This is a genomic window from Campylobacter helveticus (genome assembly GCF_002080395.1).
Lineage (GTDB): Bacteria > Campylobacterota > Campylobacteria > Campylobacterales > Campylobacteraceae > Campylobacter_D > Campylobacter_D helveticus.
Genome location: NZ_CP020478.1, coordinates 950,254 through 976,297 on the forward strand (window position 1 = coordinate 950,254; position 26,044 = coordinate 976,297).

General features: G+C 31.9%; 46 protein-coding genes. 1 reads left to right on the forward strand and 45 read right to left on the reverse strand.

What is annotated here, in order from left to right:
• Nucleotides 1-44 precede the first annotated feature (44 nt).
• From CHELV3228_RS04995 to CHELV3228_RS05205, 45 genes are all read right to left on the reverse strand, one after another.
• Nucleotides 45-1,334, reverse strand: coding sequence for a Cj0814 family flagellar-dependent secreted protein (locus CHELV3228_RS04995; RefSeq protein WP_082199816.1), 1,290 nt, complete (start codon nt 1,332-1,334; stop codon nt 45-47).
• Between the two features lie 99 nt (nt 1,335-1,433).
• Entirely contained in the window at nt 1,434-1,859 is a 426-nt protein-coding gene (locus tag CHELV3228_RS05000) for a hypothetical protein (RefSeq protein ID WP_082199817.1), read from the reverse strand.
• A gap of 469 nt (nt 1,860-2,328) precedes the next feature.
• Nucleotides 2,329-2,514 (reverse strand): hypothetical protein, encoded by a 186-nt coding sequence (locus CHELV3228_RS05005; RefSeq protein WP_082199818.1) that lies wholly within the window; start codon nt 2,512-2,514, stop codon nt 2,329-2,331.
• A gap of 11 nt (nt 2,515-2,525) precedes the next feature.
• Complete coding sequence (locus CHELV3228_RS05010) at nt 2,526-3,686, reverse strand: toprim domain-containing protein (RefSeq protein WP_082199819.1); 1,161 nt, start codon at nt 3,684-3,686, stop codon at nt 2,526-2,528.
• Between the two features lie 104 nt (nt 3,687-3,790).
• Entirely contained in the window at nt 3,791-4,387 is a 597-nt protein-coding gene (locus tag CHELV3228_RS05015) for a hypothetical protein (protein ID WP_082199820.1), read from the reverse strand.
• A 13-nt stretch (nt 4,388-4,400) separates the two neighbouring features.
• On the reverse strand, nt 4,401-4,973 hold the full coding sequence (locus CHELV3228_RS05020) for a hypothetical protein (RefSeq protein ID WP_082199821.1): 573 nt from the start codon (nt 4,971-4,973) through the stop codon (nt 4,401-4,403).
• 116 nt (nt 4,974-5,089) lie between these two features.
• The gene (locus CHELV3228_RS05025; RefSeq protein ID WP_082199822.1) at nt 5,090-5,590 is read right to left on the reverse strand and encodes a hypothetical protein; all 501 of its coding nucleotides are present in this window, start codon (nt 5,588-5,590) and stop codon (nt 5,090-5,092) included.
• A 71-nt stretch (nt 5,591-5,661) separates the two neighbouring features.
• Nucleotides 5,662-6,123 carry a hypothetical protein gene (locus tag CHELV3228_RS05030; RefSeq protein WP_082199823.1) on the reverse strand — a complete coding sequence of 154 codons (462 nt, stop codon included), beginning with the start codon at nt 6,121-6,123 and terminating at the stop codon, nt 5,662-5,664.
• The gene (locus CHELV3228_RS05035; RefSeq protein WP_082199824.1) at nt 6,120-6,623 is read right to left on the reverse strand and encodes a thymidine kinase; all 504 of its coding nucleotides are present in this window, start codon (nt 6,621-6,623) and stop codon (nt 6,120-6,122) included. Before CHELV3228_RS05035 ends, CHELV3228_RS05030 begins: the two co-directional genes overlap by 4 nt.
• Nucleotides 6,616-6,831: a hypothetical protein gene (locus CHELV3228_RS05040; RefSeq protein WP_082199825.1), complete on the reverse strand. Its 216-nt coding sequence runs from the start codon at nt 6,829-6,831 to the stop codon at nt 6,616-6,618. Before CHELV3228_RS05040 ends, CHELV3228_RS05035 begins: the two co-directional genes overlap by 8 nt.
• An 86-nt stretch (nt 6,832-6,917) precedes the next feature.
• Nucleotides 6,918-7,229 (reverse strand): hypothetical protein, encoded by a 312-nt coding sequence (locus CHELV3228_RS05045; protein WP_082199826.1) that lies wholly within the window; start codon nt 7,227-7,229, stop codon nt 6,918-6,920.
• A 9-nt stretch (nt 7,230-7,238) separates the two neighbouring features.
• A complete protein-coding gene (locus CHELV3228_RS05050; protein ID WP_082199827.1) occupies nt 7,239-7,550 on the reverse strand; it encodes a hypothetical protein in 312 nt (103 codons plus the stop codon).
• Entirely contained in the window at nt 7,547-8,158 is a 612-nt protein-coding gene (locus CHELV3228_RS05055) for a hypothetical protein (protein ID WP_082199828.1), read from the reverse strand. The genes CHELV3228_RS05050 and CHELV3228_RS05055 overlap by 4 nt, the downstream gene beginning before the upstream one ends.
• Before the next feature lie 12 nt (nt 8,159-8,170).
• Complete coding sequence (locus tag CHELV3228_RS05060) at nt 8,171-8,479, reverse strand: hypothetical protein (protein ID WP_082199829.1); 309 nt, start codon at nt 8,477-8,479, stop codon at nt 8,171-8,173.
• Nucleotides 8,476-8,655: a hypothetical protein gene (locus CHELV3228_RS05065; protein ID WP_082199830.1), complete on the reverse strand. Its 180-nt coding sequence runs from the start codon at nt 8,653-8,655 to the stop codon at nt 8,476-8,478. Before CHELV3228_RS05065 ends, CHELV3228_RS05060 begins: the two co-directional genes overlap by 4 nt.
• Nucleotides 8,652-9,116 carry a hypothetical protein gene (locus CHELV3228_RS05070; RefSeq protein ID WP_234981024.1) on the reverse strand — a complete coding sequence of 155 codons (465 nt, stop codon included), beginning with the start codon at nt 9,114-9,116 and terminating at the stop codon, nt 8,652-8,654. The genes CHELV3228_RS05065 and CHELV3228_RS05070 overlap by 4 nt, the downstream gene beginning before the upstream one ends.
• 140 nt (nt 9,117-9,256) lie before the next feature.
• Nucleotides 9,257-9,625 carry a type II toxin-antitoxin system PemK/MazF family toxin gene (locus CHELV3228_RS05075; protein ID WP_082199831.1) on the reverse strand — a complete coding sequence of 123 codons (369 nt, stop codon included), beginning with the start codon at nt 9,623-9,625 and terminating at the stop codon, nt 9,257-9,259.
• On the reverse strand, nt 9,612-9,857 hold the full coding sequence (locus CHELV3228_RS05080) for a hypothetical protein (RefSeq protein WP_082199832.1): 246 nt from the start codon (nt 9,855-9,857) through the stop codon (nt 9,612-9,614). The genes CHELV3228_RS05075 and CHELV3228_RS05080 overlap by 14 nt, the downstream gene beginning before the upstream one ends.
• Nucleotides 9,858-9,939: 82 nt before the next feature.
• Nucleotides 9,940-10,164 carry a hypothetical protein gene (locus CHELV3228_RS05085; RefSeq protein ID WP_082199833.1) on the reverse strand — a complete coding sequence of 75 codons (225 nt, stop codon included), beginning with the start codon at nt 10,162-10,164 and terminating at the stop codon, nt 9,940-9,942.
• Nucleotides 10,157-10,813, reverse strand: coding sequence for a hypothetical protein (locus CHELV3228_RS05090; RefSeq protein WP_082199834.1), 657 nt, complete (start codon nt 10,811-10,813; stop codon nt 10,157-10,159). The genes CHELV3228_RS05085 and CHELV3228_RS05090 overlap by 8 nt, the downstream gene beginning before the upstream one ends.
• A 158-nt stretch (nt 10,814-10,971) precedes the next feature.
• The gene (locus CHELV3228_RS05095) at nt 10,972-11,925 is read right to left on the reverse strand and encodes a PD-(D/E)XK nuclease family protein (protein WP_082200754.1); all 954 of its coding nucleotides are present in this window, start codon (nt 11,923-11,925) and stop codon (nt 10,972-10,974) included.
• 321 nt (nt 11,926-12,246) lie between these two features.
• Nucleotides 12,247-12,426: a hypothetical protein gene (locus CHELV3228_RS05100; RefSeq protein ID WP_082199835.1), complete on the reverse strand. Its 180-nt coding sequence runs from the start codon at nt 12,424-12,426 to the stop codon at nt 12,247-12,249.
• A gap of 95 nt (nt 12,427-12,521) precedes the next feature.
• Nucleotides 12,522-13,181 carry a hypothetical protein gene (locus tag CHELV3228_RS05105; RefSeq protein WP_082199836.1) on the reverse strand — a complete coding sequence of 220 codons (660 nt, stop codon included), beginning with the start codon at nt 13,179-13,181 and terminating at the stop codon, nt 12,522-12,524.
• Nucleotides 13,182-13,276: 95 nt separating this feature from the next.
• Nucleotides 13,277-13,570 carry a type II toxin-antitoxin system RelE family toxin gene (locus CHELV3228_RS05110; RefSeq protein ID WP_234981022.1) on the reverse strand — a complete coding sequence of 98 codons (294 nt, stop codon included), beginning with the start codon at nt 13,568-13,570 and terminating at the stop codon, nt 13,277-13,279.
• Between the two features lie 10 nt (nt 13,571-13,580).
• The gene (locus CHELV3228_RS05115) at nt 13,581-13,775 is read right to left on the reverse strand and encodes a hypothetical protein (protein ID WP_082199837.1); all 195 of its coding nucleotides are present in this window, start codon (nt 13,773-13,775) and stop codon (nt 13,581-13,583) included.
• A gap of 30 nt (nt 13,776-13,805) precedes the next feature.
• Complete coding sequence (locus CHELV3228_RS05120) at nt 13,806-14,072, reverse strand: hypothetical protein (protein WP_082199838.1); 267 nt, start codon at nt 14,070-14,072, stop codon at nt 13,806-13,808.
• Between the two features lie 35 nt (nt 14,073-14,107).
• Nucleotides 14,108-14,239, reverse strand: a complete 132-nt coding sequence (locus CHELV3228_RS10685) for a hypothetical protein (protein WP_255303412.1) — start codon at nt 14,237-14,239, stop codon at nt 14,108-14,110.
• A gap of 12 nt (nt 14,240-14,251) precedes the next feature.
• Nucleotides 14,252-14,470: a hypothetical protein gene (locus CHELV3228_RS05125; protein WP_082199839.1), complete on the reverse strand. Its 219-nt coding sequence runs from the start codon at nt 14,468-14,470 to the stop codon at nt 14,252-14,254.
• A 10-nt stretch (nt 14,471-14,480) separates the two neighbouring features.
• Nucleotides 14,481-14,765, reverse strand: coding sequence for a hypothetical protein (locus tag CHELV3228_RS05130; protein ID WP_082199840.1), 285 nt, complete (start codon nt 14,763-14,765; stop codon nt 14,481-14,483).
• Between the two features lies 1 nt (nt 14,766).
• Entirely contained in the window at nt 14,767-15,195 is a 429-nt protein-coding gene (locus tag CHELV3228_RS05135) for a hypothetical protein (protein ID WP_082199841.1), read from the reverse strand.
• On the reverse strand, nt 15,192-15,512 hold the full coding sequence (locus tag CHELV3228_RS05140; RefSeq protein ID WP_082199842.1) for a hypothetical protein: 321 nt from the start codon (nt 15,510-15,512) through the stop codon (nt 15,192-15,194). The genes CHELV3228_RS05135 and CHELV3228_RS05140 overlap by 4 nt, the downstream gene beginning before the upstream one ends.
• 192 nt (nt 15,513-15,704) lie before the next feature.
• On the reverse strand, nt 15,705-15,959 hold the full coding sequence (locus CHELV3228_RS05145) for a hypothetical protein (protein WP_082199843.1): 255 nt from the start codon (nt 15,957-15,959) through the stop codon (nt 15,705-15,707).
• Nucleotides 15,960-15,980: 21 nt separating this feature from the next.
• On the reverse strand, nt 15,981-16,385 hold the full coding sequence (locus CHELV3228_RS05150) for a hypothetical protein (RefSeq protein ID WP_082199844.1): 405 nt from the start codon (nt 16,383-16,385) through the stop codon (nt 15,981-15,983).
• A 15-nt stretch (nt 16,386-16,400) separates the two neighbouring features.
• Complete coding sequence (locus tag CHELV3228_RS05155; RefSeq protein ID WP_082199845.1) at nt 16,401-16,850, reverse strand: hypothetical protein; 450 nt, start codon at nt 16,848-16,850, stop codon at nt 16,401-16,403.
• Nucleotides 16,847-17,218, reverse strand: coding sequence for a hypothetical protein (locus CHELV3228_RS05160; protein ID WP_082199846.1), 372 nt, complete (start codon nt 17,216-17,218; stop codon nt 16,847-16,849). Before CHELV3228_RS05160 ends, CHELV3228_RS05155 begins: the two co-directional genes overlap by 4 nt.
• Nucleotides 17,215-17,583 (reverse strand): hypothetical protein, encoded by a 369-nt coding sequence (locus CHELV3228_RS05165; protein ID WP_082199847.1) that lies wholly within the window; start codon nt 17,581-17,583, stop codon nt 17,215-17,217. The genes CHELV3228_RS05160 and CHELV3228_RS05165 overlap by 4 nt, the downstream gene beginning before the upstream one ends.
• 105 nt (nt 17,584-17,688) lie before the next feature.
• Entirely contained in the window at nt 17,689-18,282 is a 594-nt protein-coding gene (locus CHELV3228_RS05170) for a hypothetical protein (protein ID WP_082199848.1), read from the reverse strand.
• A 110-nt stretch (nt 18,283-18,392) separates the two neighbouring features.
• Nucleotides 18,393-19,199 carry a phage recombination protein Bet gene (gene bet, locus CHELV3228_RS05175; protein WP_082199849.1) on the reverse strand — a complete coding sequence of 269 codons (807 nt, stop codon included), beginning with the start codon at nt 19,197-19,199 and terminating at the stop codon, nt 18,393-18,395.
• Nucleotides 19,200-19,309: 110 nt separating this feature from the next.
• Nucleotides 19,310-19,648: a hypothetical protein gene (locus tag CHELV3228_RS05180; RefSeq protein ID WP_082199850.1), complete on the reverse strand. Its 339-nt coding sequence runs from the start codon at nt 19,646-19,648 to the stop codon at nt 19,310-19,312.
• Nucleotides 19,649-19,680: 32 nt separating this feature from the next.
• A complete protein-coding gene (locus CHELV3228_RS05185; protein WP_082199851.1) occupies nt 19,681-20,241 on the reverse strand; it encodes a hypothetical protein in 561 nt (186 codons plus the stop codon).
• 244 nt (nt 20,242-20,485) lie between these two features.
• A complete protein-coding gene (locus CHELV3228_RS10075) occupies nt 20,486-20,635 on the reverse strand; it encodes a hypothetical protein (protein ID WP_156890191.1) in 150 nt (49 codons plus the stop codon).
• A gap of 92 nt (nt 20,636-20,727) precedes the next feature.
• Nucleotides 20,728-21,147, reverse strand: a complete 420-nt coding sequence (locus tag CHELV3228_RS05190; RefSeq protein ID WP_082199852.1) for a single-stranded DNA-binding protein — start codon at nt 21,145-21,147, stop codon at nt 20,728-20,730.
• A 131-nt stretch (nt 21,148-21,278) separates the two neighbouring features.
• A complete protein-coding gene (locus tag CHELV3228_RS05195; RefSeq protein ID WP_082199853.1) occupies nt 21,279-21,590 on the reverse strand; it encodes a hypothetical protein in 312 nt (103 codons plus the stop codon).
• Nucleotides 21,591-21,917: 327 nt separating this feature from the next.
• Nucleotides 21,918-22,352, reverse strand: coding sequence for a hypothetical protein (locus tag CHELV3228_RS05200; RefSeq protein WP_082199854.1), 435 nt, complete (start codon nt 22,350-22,352; stop codon nt 21,918-21,920).
• A 2,317-nt stretch (nt 22,353-24,669) separates the two neighbouring features.
• Entirely contained in the window at nt 24,670-25,113 is a 444-nt protein-coding gene (locus CHELV3228_RS05205) for a helix-turn-helix domain-containing protein (RefSeq protein ID WP_159445022.1), read from the reverse strand.
• Nucleotides 25,114-25,347: 234 nt separating this feature from the next.
• On the opposite strand from CHELV3228_RS05205, the gene CHELV3228_RS05210 reads away from it, so the two are divergent.
• Nucleotides 25,348-26,043, forward strand: coding sequence for a hypothetical protein (locus tag CHELV3228_RS05210; protein WP_082199856.1), 696 nt, complete (start codon nt 25,348-25,350; stop codon nt 26,041-26,043).
• Nucleotide 26,044 lies beyond the last annotated feature (1 nt).

A 26,044-nucleotide genomic window follows, 5' to 3' on the forward strand; every position in this document is an offset into this window, starting at 1 on the left:
TTTTGGATTTTAATATCAAAATATTAAAATCCTTTAATCAAAACCTAAACCCTAGTCTGTCCTATAAGATTATTAAGTCTATCCATTATAGAATCAGCGTAGGAGTTAATGGTGCTAGGTTTTGCTTTCCAGCCATTGGCAATGGCTTGTTTAATTTCAGCATCTAAAGCCCAATTACCCATAGCAGATTCTTTAGGAATGTTATTTTCATACATATATAAATCACCTTCTGCTATGCCACGCTCTGCCCAGTATCTAAAAAAGCTTTTAAAGTCACTTTTACCTGTCATAATACTATCTAAGTGTATGGCTGGACCACTAAAACTCTCTTTAGCCATAGCCCTATTATAAGCTTCTATTGTGGGATTAAGTGTGGTTTTTGGACTCTCAATAGGTTGACCACCTTGAGATTTTAAAAAACTCATAAACAAAGCTTCTTTAGAATAACTTCCATCTTCATTTTGCGGATAAACTGACATATCAGGATTAAATTGCCAATCTTCACCTTTAGAAACATTTTTGATTTCTTCTAAGGATAGACCTAAAGTCTCAGATGATAATCCCTTGATCATACATCCTGAATCAAACCAAATTTCATTAGCTTCTTTTGCTTGTTCAGGGGTTTGATAAACATTTGAAATTAAAGAATTTGAAAAATCTTTTAAACCCGTAATATTCATTCTATTGCTTGGTTCATTAAAGTCCATCCATTGAATTCCACTTACACCATACCCACTAGGCATAGAATTTATATCTGCTTCGCTAAAACTATCTTTATCACTTGGAAAACTTTGGCTTAAAGTATTAGAAAAAAGATTATAGTATTGTCTAATTGTTTCAGCCATATCTATATTTGTGTAGTATTCATTTATGCCGAAATATTGCTTTTTGTCGGCAACATAAGGTTCATTTTCAGCAGCTTTTTTAATCTCATCCAAAGTAGATTTATGTATTTTAAAATCTTCAGGAAGTCCCGCAGCTTTGTTAAAATCACTTCCCATATAACCATTAGCATCTACTCCATAACCATAAGCTAAAGATACAATATTGCTTGTATCTGCTTGTTTATATTTTAGAGTATGAACGGTATTTTGAAATTCGCTAAATAAGCCATAGTTTGTGTCAAGAGTGGAATTTGAGCCACTATTTAAAACTTCACTTTTTATTAGAGTTTGTGAATTAGCACTTTGAATTTCATTTAATTTACTAGCATTTTGTTTTAAAAAAGCATTAGCAAAACTTATTTTAGAATTTTCTTTACTTTCTTTATTAGCTTTACTTTGTGAAAGTATAGAACCATAGTTTGAGTTATCGTTGATACTAAAGATACTCATATTAATTCCTTTGATTTAGATTTTTTTGCCTTCAATCCAAATTCAAAGAAATACAAGCAAGATGTGTTCCATTTTGGGGTAAAATGGAACACAAAAGAATTAATATTTGCTTTTAAATTCGTTTAGGATATCCATTGCATATTTTCCCCAACTTGTAGAATAATTAGGAAAAATAGTTCCCAAAGTCCCATTGTTATAACTTTGCAAGTAATAATCCTTTTGATTATTTACATAACGATATTTTGCAAGAACTTTACTGCTTGAATCTATTTGCAACTTATTATTATCCGCATCGGTTACAACATAAGCATAACTTCTAATTCCTGAAATGCTATCATACCTACTATCTCTCTGAAAATAATACCCACCCTTAACCTCTTTCATCTCATCAAGGCTAAGAACTTTAACACCTGCACTATTATCACTAATTGCTCCATTGCTTACCTTAGCAAGAATATCCTCTGCAAAAGCAGAACTTGCCAGTAAAGCACCCAAAGCTGTAACGCCTAGTAGTTTTTTAAACATTTTAGCTCCTTTATTTTAAAATATAATAAGACTTATTTTATCATAAAAATATTTTAAATCAAATATAATTAAAATATTAATAAAAATAGACGAGTAAAAATTTTAAAAGAGAAGTTAAAAAGAATTATCGCTTAAGCCCAGCATTTGGGCTAGATAACTTACTCAAAGAGTAAGTCAAATCTTCGCCAAGCTTTCGCTTAGGAAGTCAAACAAGGTAATTCCAGCAAATTTAGCTTAATGGATTTTTAAACCTCTCATTTATAGCTTCCTTTCCCCTTTCAAAACCCTCCGCAAAGAGCTTTAAAAGAAAAAAGTTAGAGCAAGTAAGCTCAAGCTTACTTCTCAAAAGATTGTATTTTATCAATGTAAAATACATAAAAAGGACAAAGTCCTTTAAAACATTAATTCTTCGGTGAAGAATTAATCACATAAGTAGCTTGACTATTAGCTTAATAGCAATTAAAAGCTATCAAGCTTCATCATCTAACCACGCTCTAGCATTAAAAGCTCTAGCACAAATCTCATCATTATGCAAGATAAAGCTCTCATCAAACTCATCAATGCTAACAATGACTAAACCATTATGCTCGTAAGCATAAAATCCCCTACTCTTTAGCTCTTTAATACAAAGCTCTATATCTTCTTTACTTACCATTTTATTCTCCTTTACGCCACTTTAATATGAGACATTTTATTTGCCTTTAATAAGTCATTTAAATCCTTACCCTCATCACTACTCCAAGTTAAAATAGAGTGTTTGATTTCAAGCAAAGATAAAGACTTGCTTAAAGCATTTTGTCCTTTTAAACCTGCCTCATCTTTATCAAAGCAGATAAACACCTTTTTGCCCTTAAGAAGCGTTAAAACCTCTTCTTTAAAACAAAAAGCACCTCCAAAGCTTACAAATAAAGCCTTGCCATCTTGTTTGTAATATTGCCCCCCGCTTAATGCGTCTATATGCCCCTCACAAAGAATTATTTTTTCACAAAGCTTTAAATTTGCATTTGTGAGATTAAAAGGCAACACAGGACAAATATCATTACAGTTAATATTAACTTCCTTTACTCCTCGATATGAGCTATCAATGGCTCTTAAAGAAAAGCCTGTTAGCAAATTAGAATAAAGGTCAAAATTAGGAATCACTGCGACATTAAACGCATAGTTCCACGCTTCTTTTTCCTTATGAAAGATTTTAAATTCCCTTAAATCCTCCAAAGGGAAATATTGCAAGAGCAAAGGCTCTAATGTTTTAATATCCTTATAGGATAAAAAGCCTAAATCTTGCACCAAACTTAGCTTTTCAATACCTCTTGTAAGATAATAAGTTTTCTTCTTATCTTGCGAAGTTCTTAAAGAAAAGCGATAAATAAAGCTATAAACTAGTTTTAGCTTTTGTGCTTTAGTCATTGTTGCATACTTATTTAGGTAAGGTTCTAAATCAAAAAGCTCAATAGCTTGCTTACCCTCATCAAAATAAAGATAGTTTTTGCTTCTTGCTTTTTGTTTTAAAAAGAGTTCTTTTAAAACTGCTTCTTTGCCGTCTAAATAAGGGATATTAAACGCACTATGTAAATACTCGCACGCCTTTTTAAAATCTCCAAGCACAAGCTTCATTAAATTCACAGGCTTTCCACTTATCCCACAAGCAAAACAATGACAAGAATTTGATTTTTCATAGATTGCCAAAGAGGCATTATTGTCATTATTCTTATGGCTTGAGATATTAAAGCAGTGGATTATCTTTCTATCCCTTTCTTTAATTGCACCTAGTCTTTCTAAAACATCAGTAATAGGGATATTATTTAAAGCTTCTATATCAAATTTCATTTGTTTTCTCCTTTTAAAATAAGAACCATAAGGTTCTTTTGTAAAGCCAAATAAATTAAGTAGCATTATTGAAAAAATTACAATAAAAAATAACCACATCATATTTAGCTCACCTGTTGCTTTAAACTCTTAAGAGTTTCTTCCCTATCAAGCTCTTCAAAGGATTCATCTTCCAAAAGCTCAAAAAGCTCTTCTATGCTTTCTTTAACCGCATTTAAAGAAATGCACTCATCTGCGAGATAATTGCGGTAATACATACCAAGCTCACGGTCATAAAGCATATAATAAGACCTCTCATCAATATCGATTCGATACACACAAAAATTATGCTCTTCAAAAAAGCTCACAAAAGCATTATTGTTTGGATAAACATAATAAGACTCGCTTACCTCCATAAAGAGCCTATCCTCATCTTTAAAATCTTCATAGTAATTTTGCAAAATAAGTCCTAAAACCCTTAAGCTCGTTTCCACTATGTCAAAGATAAAGTTGTCTAAATCGCATACTCCGTCCTCTTCTTCAATTCTAGGATTGTGAAACTCTACTAAGTCGTATTTGCACTGCATATAGATTTCTAAAGCTTTTGCATATCCTAAATACTTTATCACATTAAGACCATTTGCAAATCTAAGCAAAGTGTGTTTTTTAAGTCCTAGCTCTTCTAAAGAGTGAAGTAAATTTGTAATTTCTTTTTTTGTCATTTTAGTCCTTTCATTATTTAAGGTGATTTAACACACATTTAAGAGAAAAATATAAAGCCCTAGCATTATCAGCCCACTCTTTTTCAGCTCTTTTATCAAGCTCGTTAAAATTAAGCTTTTCGAGCTTTTTTAAGAAGATATTCTTCTTTTCCATAAAAAAGACAAGCCCTACTTCATCACTCCTTAGCTCTACGCTATGTGTTAGAAAATAAGGCTCATAAGCTAATAAATGAGACTTTAAAAAATCATCTGCCTCTCTTAGCACTTTTTCGCCTATAGCTTTAAATAAGTCTTTAGAAAGGCTTTGATGAAATGCTTCCCTTTGCTTTGCATTACAATAAGTAATGCCGTAATTTTCTCTCATTTCCAAGATAGCTTCTTCAATATAAAGCCCAGCACAATAAAAATTATCATAGCCTCCTAATTTATTAGCTTTAACAAATTTAAGAGTTTCATCTAATATATAACTATGAATACAAGTTTGTGCCGCTTGAAGAATTATAACTTGAGCGTTAGTATAATAAAGGTCATCTTGTAATTCAAGCACCTGATTTTCAAGCTCAATAATTCTAATATCGTTTTGCATAAATGCTCCTTTTTAAATAAGATTAAAAAGGATACAAGCTAACTAAGTATGAAAATAAATAGTAAGTCCCAAGTGGGATAAGCTTGTATCCCAACTTAGGATTGTGTAGTTAAGCCTTACTTTGTAAAGCCGAGTATGGATTTAATCCACTCAAAAATAGTAGGTTGAAGTATAAACATCAAAGCGGCGATTGCAAAGACTGCATATTTAATTTCCACTCGTGTTTTACTCAACTCAGCTTTAACTTCTGCCATTTCAGCACGAACATCAGCAATGTCTTGCTTTAGTTCCGTTTTAAGCTCCGCCATTTCGGTTCTAATTTGAGCTATTTCTTCTTTTAGCTCTAGCTTTGCCTCTAAAATTTTAGACTCTAATCTAGCCTCAAGAGCTTGCATGCTTGCTTGAAATTCATCACGAGTTACAAGCCTGTCAATTTCCGCTCTAAACTCATCAATGGCAATGTGCTTAAGCTCCTTTGCAAAACGATTATTTTGCAGACCAAACTCAGCAAAAGCCTTGATAAGATTTTCTTCGGTTTTATCCTTAACATAAGCTACGATTAAAGCCTTAACACCTTCACTTAACACAAATTCTTGTGCCATATTATTTCCTTGCATTATTTTCCTTTCATTATAGCATACTTTTAGTTCCCATAGCCCAAAAGCTAAAGAAACAACACTTGCCAAGATTAATCCACAGCTATCATTAAATTAAGCAAAAACCGAAACTCTTTTATTCGAAGAAGTTCCTCATATTTTTCTTTGTCTTTGCGTAATAACTTTAATAGCTTTTTAGGGACACAAAAAGGCTTTGTTTCGCCTTCATCACTTAGAGTAATTTTATGAGAAAGTTGCCAAGCTAAATTTTTGCCATAAAGCTCTAAAATCTTAAATCTAAGATAACTTAATCCCTTACGACTATTGTAAGTATCTAGCTCGGTTTTATCTTTAAGCACTTGCATAAGATTAACACTAAAATAATCCTCATAATCACCATTATCCACGCTTTGTTTCAACCAAGAAAAAAGCACAAAAGGCTCATCGCCTTCTCTTACATCGCCATTAAATCGCATAAACTCAAAAGCTCGTATTAGCTCTTCTTCGCCATACGGACAAAAAGCTTGGTAAAACACATTTAAAGCTTCTCTCATTTTAATCCCTCCTTGTAGCATTGCTTACATAGCACCAAATAATCATTACCTATTTTCCCACTTCCCAAATGAAAACAAGCAGGACTTTCACCACACTTATCACAATGAGCTTTAGGATAGATAATATCATCAGCATAAGGAATAAGCTTTGCCACATTCGCCCAAATTTTATTCTTCACATCAGCCTTAAGCCCCGCAACAAAAATGTCTTTGCTAAAGCTTAGTTTAATGATTTTATTGACATAGCTTTTGTCAAAAAACTGCACTTCATCAATAAAGATATTATCATAAGGCTCTAAAGAAGTTTTCTCATCACCAAAGTGAAAGATAAAGTCCTCATAATTAGAACTTCTTGTAAAAAACTCTCTTGTATCCTTACTATTTCTTATAATAATGAAATTTGCTTTTTTGGGATAGGACTTTTTAATTAATAAAAAGGCTTCATCAAGCAGCCTTAAACTCTTGCCTGACTTCATTGTTCCAAGGATAAGTTTAAGCATTTTTAAACTCCTTTCTTTTACCTAGCTTTGTTTTTGTTTTTTGTATGAGATAATCTCCTATCCAAAGTAAAGGATAAAGCACTGCCACAATATGAATAAGGGCAAGACTTATAAGAGAAAGTATCATACAGCCCATTAGAGCAAAGATAAAAGCACAAACAAACAATAAAGCTTCTATTTCTAAGAATTCGTAAAAATCGTATTTCATCATTTTCCTTTCAAGATGAAAGGGATAAACACTAATCCCCTAAGGGATTAAGCAATCCCTTTTAGGATTAGATTATTGATTCATAATCAACTAAAATAAGCTTCAACGCTTATGGGTTTTTCAAGATAAAAGTCTTCTGCATAGCTTGGTAAATCTATCCAATACTCATTTTTATCCTTATCGCTTAAATCAACCCATAAAACGCTTTCAATAAAATTTACATCAAAAATATCGCCGTCCTCCAAAATAAAGCCTTTTAACTTAGTAGAAGTGATATTTTTTCCACTCTTATCAAAACGGTAGTTTTCAATAATAGTATTACATTTAAAATCGCAACCATTATTTAATCTTACAGCTTTGAGATTATTCATTTTTTTGTATTTAAGCTTTTTAAGCATTATACCTCCTTAATGAAATTCTAAAAGTCCGTATTTTTTGACAAAATAATATTTGCCATAAAAACCCTGCTTTTTACCACGATAATGAAAAAGAGAGGCATTGTTAAGAAAAAGTGTATGAAAAAAGGCTTCATAAAGTATTTTTTCCTCTTTATCAATATACAAACTTTCACTTCCCAAAGCGTAACTTTCCCACTCGTTTTCAAAAAATTCCAAAGCATAAACTCCTAAAGTATAATAGAAATTTTTATGCAAACTCACACCCAAACTATCAAGGCTTTTATAAGCCTTAAGTATCATTTTTCGTAAATCTTTTGTCATTGCTTCCTCCTTAAAAATGGACTTTCACATACACGATTTGGCTCAAATTTGCTTAAAAGATAAACCAACTCTTTTTCATCTTGAGGATAAAAATGAGGTAGTTCATTATCTAAGCTTATAAGCTTGTTTTCAAACTTACTATAAACTTCATCGTGTAGTTCAAAAAACAGTTTTTCTACTTCGCCCTCAATTTCACTAAAACGCAAATCCCCAAAAAGCTTTTGATGATTCTCATAAAGCTCTATGTGAAAATCGTGTGGGATATGAGAGAGATAGTTTAAGACATTATTAAAACCTGCGACTTTTTTGTAGTCATTAAATTTTTGAAAATCTTCAAAACTCGCATAGCTGTAAATGTCTAACAAAAAATCTTTTTTAGCCTTTTTAACTTCATCTTTTAAGCCAAAAATATCGCTTGCATTAAATTCAAAAGCTTCGCCATATTCGCTATCAAAAAATTCTTCAAGCTTGGCTTGATACTTTGCTTGATAGTCATTGAGGTATTGATAAACATCAACACCATCTTCTTCAAGCTCCTCAAATTCATCGAGCAAATCTTTTGTATATTTACTCACAAATTCCATTAAATCAAAAACATTTCTTAACATTAGCTATCCTCCTTAAAGGCTTTCCACATAGTAACCACTCTCTTCATCATAAAATGATAGGTTGCCTTCCTCATAAAGCCTTAAGGCTTCTTCCTTACTCCACTCCATTTCATCGATATGTCCCCAATTTCCATTGATATAGAAATCATCGAGAAACCATAAGGTTTCATTCGGGTCATCTTTGATTGTGAAGCCTCTTGTTTCTATGGTTTCATATAAGAAGAATTTTATTTCTTGGGGGAATTCCCAATCATTTCTTCTTTTCATATCCTCTAAAGCATACTCAAGCCATAAAGCCGCATTGTCATCATAAACTGTCATCTTTTACCTTTCAAACTTTCTATAATAAGCTCTAACCACACCAAAGGCACGGTTAGAAAAAATCTTATTAGCTCTAAAAATCCTCTTTGCTTATTTAGTCTTAGTGATACAACAAAGCAAACTAAACAAATACAAAGATAAACGCAGGCGTAAAACCCTATATCACATAAACTCATAGCACACCTCTATTTTTCAAATCCATTAATTCCTCATCACTCAGTAAGTTTTCCTCACCTCTTTTATAAGTGGTAACTAACACTGCTCCAAATTCCCCTTGTCTTTCTAAAACAACAACGATATTGCTTTCATTGTCAAGGTATTTTTGGGTTTTTGCAATGTGATATTCAGCCCCTCTACTTAAAGGCGAAGTGTTTCTAATGGAGCGAGAAATCGCACAAGAGAGTAAGTCCGCTTCTAAAGATTCAAAGCGTTGTTCGACTCTTTGCTTGAAGTGTTCGGTAAGTTTAATAGAACTTGTGATTTGTCTTTTAAAAAGATTGATATAAAAATCAACCTGACTCTTATCCTTTTTAGCCTCTTTATAAGCTAAAGCCCTTGCAAGTTTAGTAACCACTAAACTTGTATCAAATATTAAAGTATTCATTGTGTCCTCCAAAGACTTAGCCCAAGAAGACACTCATAACCCTTAAGGGGATAAAAGTATCCCCTATGGGCGAGATTATGAAAATAAGCACTACATTTTTATATCAACATAACAATGGTATTGATAGGAAATTAATGTTTGTATGTAGTGAAAACGCAGTTTGTTAATAGGTATTAGTTAAAACGAGAGTCTAAGATTTCGTCAATGATAAATTTGACTTCTTTTAAAATTTTCTCATCAACCTCCCCTATTTTTTTAATCAGTCTATCTTTTGAAAAAGATTTAAGCTGAGAGCAATTAATTGCAGAATCGACATCTAAGCCGTTTGTAGCATTTTTGTTAATCCTCAAAAACCAAATTCCTTTATAAAATCTTTGTTGCCAAGTTGTTAAAGGCACGACAAAGACAAGTTTTTGGCTTAGATTAAACTGAGTATTACTAACAATCAATGCAGGGCGTTTTTTGGTGATTTCTTCGCCCATTTGTGGCTCAAAATCAGTAATCCAAAGTTCGCCATACTTAACCGTTTTAGATAATGCCATCGCCCACTCCTGCCTCAGCAAGTTCAAGCTGTTCTTTTTGAAACTCTTCATCATCTTTAAATGCGTCAAAACCTTTCTGCCATAAAGCTTTACGAATTTCAATTCTTCGCTTTTCGTGCATTTCTTTTAAGGCATGTGTTAAGATTTGAGTTTTACTCATCTTTAAATCCTTTACTAATTCATTTAGCATACCGCCCACTTCATCGCTTAGTGTTACATGAACTCTTTGCATTTGTATTCCTTTATGTGTTAATTTATACACATATTATAGCACAAATAGTAGGTGTAAAATTTCAACCTTTAAAAAGGCAACTCTATTCTAAAGCAAATAACTCATTAAGATTCTTATCTGCTTCCTCAATCCTATACAAAGTCCTGCTAATTTGATTGTATAAGCTTTGATTATGTGCGTAATAGCCACAAAGCTCTTCAGTTGCTTCATAAGCTTTAATGAGGGCATTTTTTACCTCATTGATATACATCAAATGCTCGTTAAGCGGATTAGCAAGTTCGCTTTGTGTGATATTGTTCTCAATCATTGTCATACTCCTTAGTTTCATTGATTAATTTCACTAAACATTTAAAGCAAAAATAATCGGTATAGCCCAAAGGACCCTTTTGTGCTTCAAGTTCTAGTGCATTAAAATCAAGTTTTTCTAAAGGCTCTTTTAAAAGTGCCTCAACCTCTTCCACATTCCTAATTAAAAGCCTATCCCACTCCGCTAAAAAATAAATGATTGTTTCTAGCTTAATGTGAGAAAAACCCTGTTCTCTTAAAAAGCGATTTGCTTTTTTAAGCATTTTTGCTCCTATAGACTCCATAAGCCCCCTTTTTCTAAACAAGTATCTAAATTCCGCTTGTTCTTCTAAGGTTTTGCTGTGGTCTATGTAGATTTTGCTTTCATTATAGAAGTCATTAACGGCTTCTTTTAAAAAATTCCCTGCAAGGAAATAGCAATCATTTGCATTACCTCCAAGTTTGTTATTCCTTATAAAATCTAAGGCAAATTGAAAAGCGGCGTCTTCTATTGAAGGCGTGCAAGCCGCTTGCATAATCTCAAAACAAGCTTTGTAATAAGAAAGGCTTATTTTTGAAACCTTAATATGCTCTTTTGCTTGCTTTAATTCTCTTTTAAGCTTTTTTAATTCCCTTTTTAAGTCATATTCTTCGTTAAAAACTTGTTGCATAATTGCTCCTTTTAATTTAAAATAAAAAGGAATAGAAGTATCCCAAGTGGGATAGCTTGTATCCCAACTCGGGCTTAATTTTGCTTAACGAAAGTAGGCTAGAACTTTAACAAGTTTAACCTTACCTTCATAATCAAGATAATCGTATTCTCCTTGTTTTATTTTATGCTGATATAACCTTTTCTTTGTGAAGTTTTTTGATATTTTTCAAAAAGCTCTTCATAAAGGCTAGGATTATCTTTTTGCAAGGCTTTGGTATCAAAGCTTGTGGTTTGAGTGTCGTTTGAAAGCGTGATGAAGCTATTTTCAACCTGAAGTTTTTTAGCATTGTGAGAACGCATATATTCTTCAAGTATAGCCTTTTTCTCATCAAGCTCAAGTTCTAGCTCTTTTTTCTTAGTATTTAGCTCTATTAAGCTTTGTGCTATACTTAAAAGCTCTCCACTTAGCTCACTTGCTCCCTTAAGCATTAAAGGGCAAGTTGCTTTGTGAGAACAAACTCCACAAAAAAGTTGAATTTCAGCTTCAGGCTCCACCTTACTTTGTAAAGCAAGAGAAAGCTTTTTAGCCTTTTCAAACGCTATTTGTGTTAAAGCTTCGTTTCTTTCGATTTCAAAGCTTTTAAACCAACCTGTATTGACATTGATAGCCACAACATAAGCTCTTATATTTTTGCTCTTGCTTTTAGCTAACATTGCCATTTGATACTGCACCTGCAAATTCCAACTTAAATAAGGCTCATCAACCTTAGTGCTAACACTCTTTGCTTCTACGATAATGATTTCATTTTTAGTTTCTAAAGTAAAATCAATGTGAGCTTTAAGCGTAACACCCTCGTATGATGAGCTAAGTTCTAACTGAGAAATGGGATTTAATCCATCAAGCATAGCTTTAACAATGCCCTCAGCCACATGTCCTCTTTGAAAACGAATCAGCGTAGCTAAATCGTAATCGTTTTCGCTTGTCTTATCTAAGTAGGTTTTTCTTAAACAACTTGAAATGTCTGATGAGCCTACATAAGAAGCTCTATCACCTAAATCTTGCAAACTTGCCTTTTTTAAAGCTTTTGGCAAATTCTTTGCTACAAATTCATCAAATTTATTTTTTTCCATAGTTTTTCCTTTTTCATTTACTTTTAACGCAAGGCAAAGCCTCGCTAAAGTAACAAACGCTAAAGGCAACCCGACCCTTTGCTAACGCAAAGCCCCGTTTAACCTTTAAGTTGTTAAAAAAGGAATACAAGCGTTTCTAAGTAGTATAAATAGAAGTATCCCAAGTGGGATAGCTTGTATCCCAACTTAGGATTGAAGTAATTAACGCTTAAGCGTTCTTTTTTATCGCATAGGCTATGCCAACGCAATTAATTGCAATTAGCACAAACGATACAATGGAAACAACTAAAGTGTATGTATCCATATAGTCTCCTTTAAGGATTATTTCCTACTTATCATTACGCTACATAAGATTGAAGTAAGAATAATCAATGCACTCTCCGCCATTATGATGAAAGTAGAACTTTCACCACTTGTTTGAAAGCTATATAAGGCATTGACAAAGAGTCCTAAGCCTATAGCCTCTGCAAAGCGTGCAACAACAGTAAAAATTGATTTCATTTGATTTCCTCCCTATTCTATCATAAAATCAAAAATAAGGAATAGAAATCCCCGAGCGGGAAAGTTCTATTCCCAACTCGGGTTAAAATTAAAGTTTAAGCAACTTGCTTGTTAAGAAAAGGCAAGATGAACTCACAAAGCTCTTCTAAGCTATTTGCAAAGTAAGATTCATAAAATCCATTGCCTTCTATGTTAGCTTCATATTGAGAACCATTAATGTAATTTGTAAAACTACCAAGTAAGCTGTTCCAATAAGCAAATTCTTTTTGTAAGACTTTATCGGTTAGCTTTTTTACATTTCTAAATTCTCTTAAGTCGCTTTTCTTCATCACCAAATAGCCTCCTATGCAAGAATCAAATCTGCAAGTTAAATTGCTATATTTGTCTGTTAGCAAACGAAAGGCTATCAAGCCGTGTTCGTATTTTTCAAACGGAGCATAAACATAGTCGTTTTTTTCCAACCAGCTTTCTATTTCGTCTAAATCATCGCACTCATCTATAATGTTGATTAACTCGCCCTCTTTATTTCTCAACTCTTTAACTCCATAAGTGTATTTCTTTGAAAAGCTTAAGAGTTTAGGGGCATAGCTGTCATCTTCAAGAGGGTTATAATCACTTCTTGACAATGTAAATTCATAGCCATTTAATGTGAAGTTTGCATAATTAGACCAACAAAAATCTTTTTCGTGGCTAATAAAGCTTACTAACTCCTCTACTGTAACTTCGTCCTCGATTTTGTAATATGTTTTTATCATAGTTTTTCCTTTTTTGTAATATAAAAATATAAAAAAGGAATAGAAGTATCCCAAGTAGGGATAAAAACTTCTATCCCAACTCGGGTTTGAAAACATTAAGTGTTAGATTTTATGCGTAAATCAGCCTCTTTATATGCTTTTAAATCTTCTCTTTTACCAACCGCAATAATACAAACGACTTTAGCCACTTTATTTTCTACTTGCAAAATAATTCTATAAGTTGCATTAGCAACATAAGTCTTTCTACAAGAGCTTAAGTTAAGTCCAAATTTGTTTTGTAAAGGTTGCGAATAGGCAAAGGGGTTAATTTTGTAGGCATTGAAATAAGATTTGACTTCTTTTAAAACCTCTTTTGGAAGTTTATCAAGGTCGTCAAATACTTCAGGCATGAAGCATATTTTATACAAATACGCCTTTTTGATTAAAGTATTTTTCCATCTCCTCTTCGGAAACGAAGTTTAACTCTTTTTTATCTAACACTCTTTCTTTAATGATACGAGCAATCTCTAAATCTTCTAGCTCGTTGCTTAAATTAGCTTGCACTATCATTTTTTGCTCCTCTTTAGCTTTTTGAATAAAAGCTTTGTTTTTCATTAGGTTTCCTTTGCGTATAGAATACACAAATTATACCACAGCTTTTGGGACAATATCATCTTCCCACTTCTCTTCCTCGCGAAGCAATTTGGCGATTTCGCCGTCTTCTTCGGCTTTTTCCATATCTTCGACACACTTTTTAATCTCTAATTCTTTTGCTCTAAGTTCCAAACTTTTAGCAATAATGCTTGCAAGTTTTTCACTATTGTCATCTTGTAAGAGATTATCCATTAAAGACTTAGCCTGTATAGGCAAAGTCAAAGAAAGTGTTGTATTAAAAGTCTCTTGCATAGGCATTTTAACTCCTTACATTTTCTTTTATTATACCACAACTAAACATAAAGCCTAGCTTTATGTTTTTCCTTACGGCTGTATTTGCTTTTGTCTTTACTCACACGAGTATTAAGAGAAAGTTCTCTTTTATAACTAGCTAACACAGCAACATTTCTTTGCATTTTTTTCATTGTATTTCCTTTCTATTTATTGACAGGATACCCTGTAATAATCTTAATCTCGCCTCTTTCCCTATCCACAGCAAACACAATAGCTGAATCACCATTGCTGATTTTATGGATTTTTGCAAAAGGATTTTTGGCAAGCTCTGTATAGATTGAAGCAATTAAGCTTAAATCAACTCTTCTATCTTGTAGCTTCTCAGCAAAGTGCTTTGATGAAATAATTTTAAAACCACTCATTTACACCCCCTTAAAGCCACTCTATTCTAAAATAGCCATCGATTGCATAAGTTGCTCTCGCAGCGACTTCTTGTAAAGAGCGAAGAAGTTCTAATTCTTCCTCGTTTAACTCTAATTGTTTTGGATTTAAAGATAAAAGCTCATTTGTGTTTAGCTCTACTAAATCATCTTCTATAAAAAACTCAATAGCAAGTTTTTCCACAAATTCGCAAAAACCATCAAGGTCATAATTAAACCCTAAGCAATCCCCATAATCCTTTTCATATCTTGTAACAGTATAAGCTCTACAACCCATACTAAGCTCCTTTCTTTTCTAATATTAAATCATTGACATAACTCCACAACGCCCACGCAAAGCTTGAAAATTCTTTGCTTTTATCACAAGAGTGATTATGAAACATTGCAAGCTGTCCTTCTTCATTGAAACGCAAATTAATGCTTTCAGTGCTAAAAGCGTCATTTGACACACCTAAATACCTTACTATTCTAATGCCCTCATTAGCAAAGACACTAAGGTCATAATTTGCCTTTTGCAAAAGAATTCCTAAATGCTCTGTGGTCTTTTTAACCATATCTTCAAACAAGTCAGGTCTTACAGAAATATCGACATTAAACGAGATATAAGAAAAATCTTTCATCGTTCTATGCTTTGTAAGATGAATTGTTTTTGCCTGTGAAAAATTATTTGCGTAAATATTGACTGTTCTCCAAGGTCCTATTTTCATTTACCCTCCTTTGTGATTTGCTCGTAAAGCTCTATAAAGGACAAAGTAAAAGCACTTGTAAATTCAGCAATAATTGCTTTTAAAGCACTAAAAAGAATTAAAAGCTGATGATAACCCTTACTTAGGTTCTCACTCAAAATTGCTTTAATACACTTTTTAAGTTCTTTATCTGCACCGCTTCTATAAAGCTCATTCGTTTGTGCTAAAACAAAATTGTTTAACTGCATTAAAAAATGGCTTTTCCTTGTATCACTTAACCCAGCTCTAACTGCTAAAGCATAGCGATGGGTGAGTTTGTTAGTATTAAGATAAATCATTGTATTTCCTTTTTGAAGTAAGCAAAGCCTAGACAAAGACTTTGTAGATAAAAAGGATACAAGCTTGTATTATTTACATAATGTAAAGAGTATTTTCCCAAGTGGGATAGCTTGTATCCCGACTTAGGACCTAAATAGTATTAATGAAGAATTGAAGTGATAATAAGATTTATCATTTTTAAGGTGTGGGGATTAACCTAATCGCTCCCACTCCATTATTTCTTTTTTATATTCTTCATCTTTAGAAGCCTCATCTAAAGCTTTTTGCCAACGATTTTTATCAGCAAGTTTTGCCTTAAGGTCGGCTATTTCTTTTGCTTCTTTAGCTTTTTGTTGTAAAACTGCAAAGCTGGGTTCAACAGTATATTTAACATTGTTAAAATTTTTAACCAAGTCTTTAATACTATCTAATACCGTCTCATTAGCATTTTCTAAAACAATAGTCATCGGTTTTCCTCCTCTGCTATATTATTTAAAGATAGAAGTTAGAAAGTCAAAAACTCTAGGTTGTAAGACTATAACAAGAATGATAATGGCAACCATATAGGTTTCTATTTTAGAAAACCTTTTTTCCATTTTTAATTCAAGCTCAGTAATCTTTCTATCAAGACCTAACTCAGTTTCCGCAATTCTTCTATCAACGAAGTCCTTAGTAGCTAACTCGCTTTTAATCTTATCAATCGCCTCATCTTTTAGCTCATTAACGCTTAAAGCGTTATCTTTGCCAACATCATTAACAAGTGCTTCAGCGATTTGCACCGCTTCATTGATAAGTTCTTGCTTATTGCCACCTTCAAAATGCTTATTAACAAAGTTTTCAATTAAAACTCTAGCACTTTGATTAAGACTAAGTTTCTTCACCATTTGCTCCATTTTATTTTCCTTTCATTATACCACATCTAATTCCAAAGCTCTATCATAAGCTTCGGTATTATCAATGAAACAATCAAAGCACACTTCGCCATTTTTTATAAGCTCTTCCACAAAGTCAAAGAACACATAAGAAGAATAGGCAAAGATAAATCTAGCAGGATACTCTTCCTGCCCCCATAAAGAACCACCAAATCCAAACAAAGGGACATTAGTTAAGCCAAAGTGCTGTGGATAAAGTAAATCATTATCCACGCAAAAGCTCATCTCATCAAGCCCATTTGAAATTAAAACTTCATCTCTAAAATCATAAAAATGCTTAGAAAATTCCATTTCATTTGTGATAGAGTATTCTTTGAAAAAGTCTTTTAAATCCCCTTTGTATTTAAGCACTAAGCCTCTTTTTTTAAAGCATAAAAACTTACGCTCATAAAAGCGGTTAAGCTCTTTTAATATTGCTTGTTTCATAGTGCTACCTCGTTGTTAAGATTAACAACTTCTTGCATATGTGAATTACACTGCATAAACTCTTCAAAGCTAATATAAGCCTTGAAATTTTGTCCTAGCTCTTGATAATTTAGTTTAAAATATCTCACTATCTCAAGCCACAATGCAAAACTCATATCCATACCACAACCCTTTATCTTAATGTCGCCGCTCTTATCTAAACCATCACCCACACTCTTAGCAATATCTAAGGGGATAGGATTAAATTGTTTCTTATGGTAATAAAGCACTTTAAAGCTTCTTTGCATGCCACCTTTTGAAACCTTAGTTAGTATAAAAACGACTTCACCTTTGATAAGGGCTTGTTTGAAATTTTTAATATGTGTCATAGTTCTTCCTTGTTTTTTAATTGAATTAATTTTTGCATATGAGGGTCATACTCCATAAACTCCTCAAATCCTACATAGCTACGAAATCTATACGATAACTTATCAATTTCAAGTATTCTTGCAATATTACTCCATAGCTCATCGTTTGCACTAAAACCACAACCTTTTATTTTTATATCTCCATTTTTATCCACTCCATTACCAAGTTCTTTAGCAATTTCCAATGGGATAGGTCGATATTGATTGTTGTGATAGTAATACACCCTAAACTTCTTTAACATACGACTTTTTGAAACACTTATTCGTATTAAAACGATTTCATTGTTTTTTGCCGCTTGTTTCAAGTCTTTTATAATTTGTGTCATAACATTTCCTTTTTGTTAATTTATAATTAGATAAAAAAGAATAGAATTCCCAAGTGGGATAAAAAACTTCTATCCCTCAACTTGGGCTAACATAGGGGGCAGAAACTAAGCGTTTCGCTCCTTACACTCGTTGATAAGCTTTACCAAACACTTAAAAGCAAAATAATCTTTAAAATCACTTCCAAAGCCTTTTTCTGCTTCAAGGTCTAGCTTTTCAAAATCAACTTGCTTGATAAACCCTCTTAGCATTTTTTCTACCTCTTCGCCATTTTGCAGATAAAGGACAGTTGAATCGCTTCTTAAATCTACAAAATCAAACAAATTAATCGCTTCATCATCTAAAAAGACATTTGCCTCTTTAAGCATTTTTTCGCCTGCAATGGCTAAAAGTCCTTCACAACGCAACCAATCATTAAAATTATTTCTTGCTATGGAATCTAAATCATCAATCCCACACTCTTCAAAATAATCACTCAAAGCTTCTTCTAAATACTCACCCGCACAAAAATAGTTTGCATAGCCTCCAAGCCTGTTATCCTTGATGAAACTTAAGGCATTTGCCATTTCATAAGATAAGATATTTGTCTCTGCAACCTGTAGGACTCTTATGTAAGCTTCTTTGTAGTCGTTTTCGTTTCGAAGCTCTTTGATGAGTTCGTTTGCGTTTTGTAGTTCTTTTTGTAATTCTAAATTTGTCATAGTATTTCCTTTTTTGTAATGTAAAATGTAAAAAAGGAATAGAAGTATCCCAAGTAGGGATAAAAACTTCTATCCCTAACGCAGGATTATTAGCACCAAAAGGTGCGAAGCTAGGCTATTTTTTTAAACCATATTTTCTTTTCAGGATTAAATTTGTAGCCAAAAGCTTTTATTTTATCACTTAGCCCATAAGTATTACCTACAAGCCTCACAAAGCCTTCTTTTTCTTCCGTGCTAAGACCTAAAGCCTTAAGAGCTTCTTTTTCATCATCACTAAAAGCATTGCTAACCACGGCTGTGTTTTGCACGGCTTGTGTGTCAATAATGACAGCATTGCTTTCATCAACAATACCAAGTCCAAGCTCTTCAGGTGAGTAAAGCCCTGAAAGATTAAACGCCTTTCTTAAAGCCTGTGATTCTGCTACTTTTTTTAGCATAGTATCAGGCTTTGTTTTCCAAAAGTGTGTGATTTCATTCGAGCTAGTCATTTGCACATATTCACTATATGCAACTTCTACTCTAAATGCCTTATCGCTATCTTTACGATACACTTCACAAATAGCGATTAAATCAGAAACATTTTTCCAAGAGCCGTTTTCAAGCTTAGGTATGCTTTTAACTTCGCTCCAAGATTTAATCCCTGCGAATTCACCACTTTTGTGAGCTATGGCTAAAAAACCATCACGACCTACAAGTGGCTCTATCTTTTCAATCCATTTACCCTCTGCATTTTTGCTGCGTCTAGGAACAAAGAAAATTTGTCTTAGAATAGGGTCAAGATTGTATTGATAAGCGACACTAAAGCAGTATTCCATTTCAATGCTATTAGCGTTTTGTGGAAAGAATTGCTTTTTAATGAGTTCGATTTTTTCAGCACTAAAAAGTGGAGTTTGATTTGTGTTTGTTAGATTTGACATAAGTATTTCCTTTTAAAATTAAAATAAATTGTAAAAGGAATAGTATTATCCCCATTGCGAGAGATAAAACTATCCCTCAACTAGAGGTTTGTATAGTTAAAAATTAAGAATTAAAGAAATTTAATCAAAGCAACGATTAAACCACCAACAGCTAATTGCATACCCACTATCCATTTAATGAGGTCGGTTTTGGCTTTTTCTACTTCGCTTCTTACAAATTCCTTAGTTGCCAACTCTTTTTCTAAAGAATCTTTAGTGTCTTGTTTGAGTTGCTGAGAACTTAAAAGATTTTCCTTAGCAATCAATCCTACAACATTTTGAGTTTCTTTAACAAGAGCTTCTTTGTCTTCGGCATTGATATTGATTTTAAAGCGTTTGATTAACTCATCAATATAATGAGCGATAAGCACTTTTTTATCATAACCAAGCTCCATATTATTTCCTTGCATTATTTTCCTTTCATTATAGCATAATGATTGTTTTATGAGACCTTAAATACATTTAAAAATGCTTCCTCAGTCAAACTCTTCTCTAATTCCCTAACCTTATCCTCAAAAAGAGCATAAAGCTTTTGATGAAGAGGGTAAAAACTCTCTTCCACTAAATCAGCCATTTTAGGAAAATTCCTCGTATCATTAACATCAAGTTTTTCGTTGAAAAAATCCTTGTTGTCGATATAAAGCTCAATATGAAAAAACTCAGGGGCATGTTTTATATGCCTTAAAGCTCTTTTGCCATACTTTTTCCTTATAGTGTCAAATTCTAAAAACTCGTCCATATCAAAGTAATAATAAATGCTTGTTAGAAAGGCTGTTTCTTCCTTACTAAAATTTGCAAAAGCTACATTACTTGAATAATTGTCATTAAACCAAAACTCAAGCTCTCTTTGAAAATCATCTTGATATTCCTCATCAAAATAAGGTAAGAAAACATCATTTTCTTCGCAAAGCTTGGTTCTTAAATCATCAAGTTTTTTAGCAACTTTATGCGTTTTTTCAAGCACATAATCACCTATGGAGTCTAAAAATAAGTGTCTAATCATTTTATTCCTTTTGTAGTGAAAGTGAAAAAAGGAATAGAAGTATCCCAAGTAGGGATAAAAACTTCTATCCCTAAACCTTGGGCGGACTAAGCTAAAAGCTTAGATTAAAGATTAAGCCTTTAAGAAAGACTTAAAGCTTAGTTAGTGTTGTTTTTTTCTCTTTGCTCTATCTTTAATATAAAGATACAAAGAGGCACAAAAAGTTACAATCGCTATGGCTAAAATGATATTCTGTCCCATACCGCTATTTCTCCTTTATCAAGGAAACAAATAATAAAGTGCCTAAGCTCAAAAGCATAACGACATAATTGTCTAGGCTATTATTATCCATACCAAAAGCATAAAGTGAATTAATAAACACACCTAATGCAACATTTTCCAAGAATTTTAACATTACTTACTCCTCAATCATACCATAAAAATGATAAAAATAAGGATATTTCCCCTTAATCTTACGGAAAAATATCCCTAAGGTAAGGATTTCAATTAAAAAGGACAAGGAATACCCTCATCTTCACCAAGTTCTGCTTCTGCTTCTTTAGCTTCAGTTTGCTTTGGTGTAGTTTGAGTATGCTCTGCCTTTGCCTTAGAATCAAGGAATTTCATCGTTTCTACTACAACTTTGTAGCTGTAACGAGTTTTACCCTCTTTATCCTGCCAAGTATCTTGACTTAGCCTACCCTCAACAAATACTTTAGAGCCTTTGTGAAGGTATTGATTCATATTTTCAGCCATTTTGCCAAAAACAACTATATCAAGAAAGCAAGTTTCTTCCTTGAGTTCCCCATTAACCATTTTCTTGTGAGACGAAACAATAGTATTTGTAACTATGTTTGTGCCACTTTGAGTTGTGGTTAATTTAACATCTTTAGTAAGATTTCCTAAGATAGTGATTTTGTTGAACATGTGTTCTCCTTTAAGATAAAATTTTTTAAGACGATTGTCTTATAAAAACAAAAGAGAACGCCCCTTTATGTGGGAAAGTTCTTTTTGCTTTGATAAAACAAAAAAGAACAATCCCTCTAGGGGATTGTGTATTAAATTAGCCTAGGATTAGGCAACAAATAAGGTATATTAAAGAGCTTGTGGAAGTGATATGAGAACTTGTCTCGTAAAAAGCGAGAATTTGTGTAGAATTTTACAAATTTTTCAAAAGTTTCAAAAGGAAAATACCCATTGATATAACTTAAATAACCATTATAAAACTCCAAACATTCACTAAGCTTCTTATCAATATTTTCATAAAGCTCCTCCTCCTCAAAACGGTTGATACTGTATAACCTGTCTTCTAAGACAGCAATACGAATATCATACCACTCTTCTAAACTTGAAAATTTTTGCAATTGCATAAGTAATCCTTTGTGTAGTATTTAAGAACTAAGTCTTAGATAAAAACACAAAGAAAATTCCTTTAAAGTGGAAATCTTGTGTTCTTAGCTAAGAACTAATTCCCACTTAAGGAAATATCAATCAGCAATAAATTGCTCTTAATTCGTGTAAAAAGTATTTTCTTGTGTGTTCGGCGTAAGTCGCAAAATTACACCCGTCAAACATATAGAAAGCATAAAGCTTTCTTATGATGACTGCTCTAGCTCACACTAGAGAACGGACTATATCTTGCTATGAAATTCATAGCTCCCTCCGTTTCAATCATCATTGCATAAAACCCATTTTAATCAAGCCGTTTTTTCCTCTTTATTTTTGTCAATTTCTCTTTGGATTATTCTTCTTAAATCAAAATTGTCAATGTTTCTTGTATTGTCTATTTTGATAAGGATTTCTCTTCCAAAGCTTTCTAGATTAGAGATTTTAGTTTTAATCTCGCCGAGTTCTTTTATCCATTTTTCTACTTCTTTTGTTTCTATGCCATTGCCCCATAGTTTTCTTATGGCACTATCCATAGAATCTATCATTCTAAGATTATAAAAAATCTCAGCACCTGCAACTGAATCGCTGACAAATACTTGAGCGTTACGGTTTTCATCGATGGCTCTTTTCTTTCTATCCATAGTTTGTTTGATAAACTCCGCTCTGCTTAATCTTGTGCTTTTTTGTTGTGGTGCAACTTCTGCTTGTTTTTGTTCTGCGTTTTTACCTTTAGCTTCTGCCATTATTTGTCCTTTTGAAATTTTGAAAAGTCTTTAATAAGCCTTTTGGCTTACAACTGAAACGATTTAAACTGATTTGGAATTTGAATTAAGGTGTGTAACCTTATAATGAAGATTAAAAATGGGTTTTATGCTGCTTATGATTTACTCTACTTGGTCTATTGTAAAAATAGCCTTTGGATAGTCTCTGAACTTTATTCTTATTTAGAAAATATGAGATGAGTAGAATTCGTGAGTTTGGCATTGATGGGTTAATCTTTTGGGAGGTGATTTAAAAGAATGACCCTAAAATAAATGGAAAGAGAAAGGAAAGCTCTCATTTATATCAATGCTATACAAACTCTACTCATCTCACATAGCCTCTTTGAGGGATATTTCTATCCCCCTTTTTTTACTTTAAAAAAGAAACACGGTAAATACTTTGTTTGGAAATATTAACTTGAGATTTAAGCTTAACGACTAAAAGGAGCATTCTTTTGTAAGGAAATAAACCAAAAGAAATAAAATAGCTAAGGAAAAGCTTTTGCTCTCAAATAAATACCCCTCAAAGAGGCTCATCTCTTCTAAACTTAGAATCTTAGCTGCTGATAATCTCTTAGTGGATAGTTTTTACTCTACCTTAAAGCATTACCTTTAAGTGCTTGAAAATCTTTCAAAAATCAAGCAGTATATCCACTCTTTATTTTAAAACTAGGCTCTTTTCATAAAGATGATAGGGGGTTAAAACTAAACCATAATTGATAAAGTAAAAACCAAATCAAATTTGATGAAAGGGATTGCTAAGAAAAAGATAACCAAATCTATTCTTTAGAAATCACCATAGAGACAAGCCTTAAAACTGCAAGAAACGAGTAGCCTTGCATACTATCTACTCTCCACTTAAAAGCTCTCGAGTAGAACTTTCCAGCAATTAGAAGGGATTTATTGTTTCGGCTAGAAATTTAACCGAATTATTTCTATCTAACTATCACAACCTGTTTCTATCTGACCCACAGTTCAGAAAGTCCGTCAAGGTAGGAGGCGTGGTCCTATAACTCCTTGATACTACATCTGTTCAAAAAAATTGAATTGAAGCCACCATTATAAGAAAAAATTTTAATTATGTCAATAGTTGGTATAAATTTTTAGTTAAAAATATTCAAAAAAAAACTAAAATATTTTAAAAATTTCTTTTAAGAATTTTTACGGCTTCAAGGCACAATCATTTTATCTTAAAAATTATATAATATTTATTATCAAAATATTGTTTTTCAAAAGCCTATAAATTCGGTGTCGGAACTGATTTAATCACTTAAATAAAACTTAAAGCATTTATAGAATAGGCGTTCAAACATATCAGTTGAGTCTCTATAGCTAAAGAATTTTTGGCAACTTTAAAATTTTTTGGAACTGATTTAATCACTTCTGGAACTGATATAATCACTTAAATAAAACTTAAAAATATGATTTTATAGGCTTTTGTAAGACTTTTAGATAATTTTTATTATTTAGCTTTTCTTTTTTTCACCAAATTACTATAAAATAGAGTTTTAAAGGCATTTTTTAAAACAAAGCGGAACTGATTTAATCACGCCCTTCAAGAAAATTTTCAAGAAACTAGTGTAGTAAAAAAGAAATTAAGAAAAGGCATTAAATTTACCGTAGGACTAAATAGTCATCTTCTTAAGTATTCCCAATTTAATTAATAATATTCATCTACATAGATTTAGATATTAAATTTAATTAATATTCTTCTTTGACGAAGATAAATTTATTAAATTTAATTGTCAATCAAAATTAAAGACTAGACATTAAATTTAATTACTAATCTTTTAAGACAAGACATTAATAAAATTAATATTATCTATATGCTTAGGTGCAACTCATTTTTTTCTTTTTTCACACCCATAAGCAATTTATCAAAATTTTTAATACTCATCGTTGGAGTTTAAAAATTTCAAAAAAAAAAAAAAATAGATTTTAAATTCTTAAAAAAGTTTGATTTGCTTTTTGAGTTTAAATGTTTGTTCCCCTAAGGAATATTTTTAGTTTAGTTTCTCGTTTGTTGTCTTGTTTTGAAATTTGGTTGTTTTTGATTTTTAACTTTAGTTGATTTTTAGGATTAGTGTTTAAACGCACAAAAACATAGTTTAAATTGATTTTATTAGTGCTACTAGTATCTTTTTATGTTTTTGAAAAGTTTTTTGATTTAAGGGGTGTTTTTGTTTGATTATGGGAGTGTAGAAAATTTAAAATTCCCACAATTATGTTATGATTTTCTTAGAAGAGCAAGAAAACAATATTTACTTCGTCTCAAACAAACAATCTGATAATCTTTGTATTAATTTGAAAATGGCTTATTCCCAAAAAACTTATGTCCCTCACCTAAAAGAATATAATTTGGATTAACTCCATAAATTTTGTAAAGTTTTAAAAACATTGAAACCTGAATTTGATTTTTTCCAAGTTCAATAAATGAAATAGCTTTTTGAGAAGAATTTAAAGCCTTTGCCATTTCAAATTGTGTTAAACCTATAGTCTCTCTAATATCTTTAAATCTTTTTGGAATTGAATTGTAGATGGCTTCAATATGCTTTTTTTCTAGTTCCTCCAAATCCTCATTTTTTATTTCATTATAAAGGTCTTGATATTTAGCCCTCCAAGTGTAAAAAGTTGTTTTTTGGAAATTATATTCCTTAGCAACAGCATTTAAATCTTTGCCATTTATAAATTCTCTAAAAACTTTCTTTATGATTTCTAAGCTGACTTTCTTATTTTTGCCCATAGTGTTAAAATCCTCAATTAAAATTTTTAAGTTGCAAATCCTATAAAGTGTAGATTTGCTTTGTTGCCGTCTTAATTTTGGAAAGACAATCGAACACTTTATGGATAATATCATTTTTTCTCAAAATATTTACTATGAGTGCAAAGAAGTAAATTTTTAAAATAATACTATTTAGAATAAAATTATATTATTTTTATGCTATAATAACTTTTCATATCTCCTAGGAGCATAAAGATGATTTTAACGAGTTTTGATTTTTTTAAAGCACTTTCTGCAGAATATAACATGGAAATTAGTCAAATACTAAATTGTCTAAAAAGCACATTAGAACACAATCTAAAGTGTGGAAAACTTTTTTCAGAATTTAAAAACAATAAACTTTATTTTTACGAAATCATCTACAATCGTTTTGGAGAGAGAAGAAAGCAAGACATCAAAATCAAACAAAATATATATCAAAAATTACTCGATGATTTTATATACACTCTTAGAAAAGAATCGATTATGCAAAGTCGTAAAGCTATCAAAAATATCATCAAACAAGAAGGCGGAATCATTGAAGGAAAAATAACAGCTATAAAAAAACAAGGAATTGAAGTTTTAACACGCTTTGGATACGCATTTTGCCCCAATCAAAATATATTTATTAAAGACCTTAAAACCAAGCAATTTTATGTGGATAAAAAAATGTATTTTCATATTAAGAAATTTGGACTTTTGGGAAAAAATGCTTTGATTTTAGATAGAAAGCATATTAACATACTTTACAAAGAAGTTAATGATTTTATGGGCGATTGTGAAGTTTATCATATTGCAAGAGACATAGGAAAGCAAAGCTTTGTTTTTTGCACCAAACGACCAAATAAAGAACAAATAAAATCTTTGGCAAAAATTACCAACACAAAAATAAAAATAGAGTTAAGAAAATAAA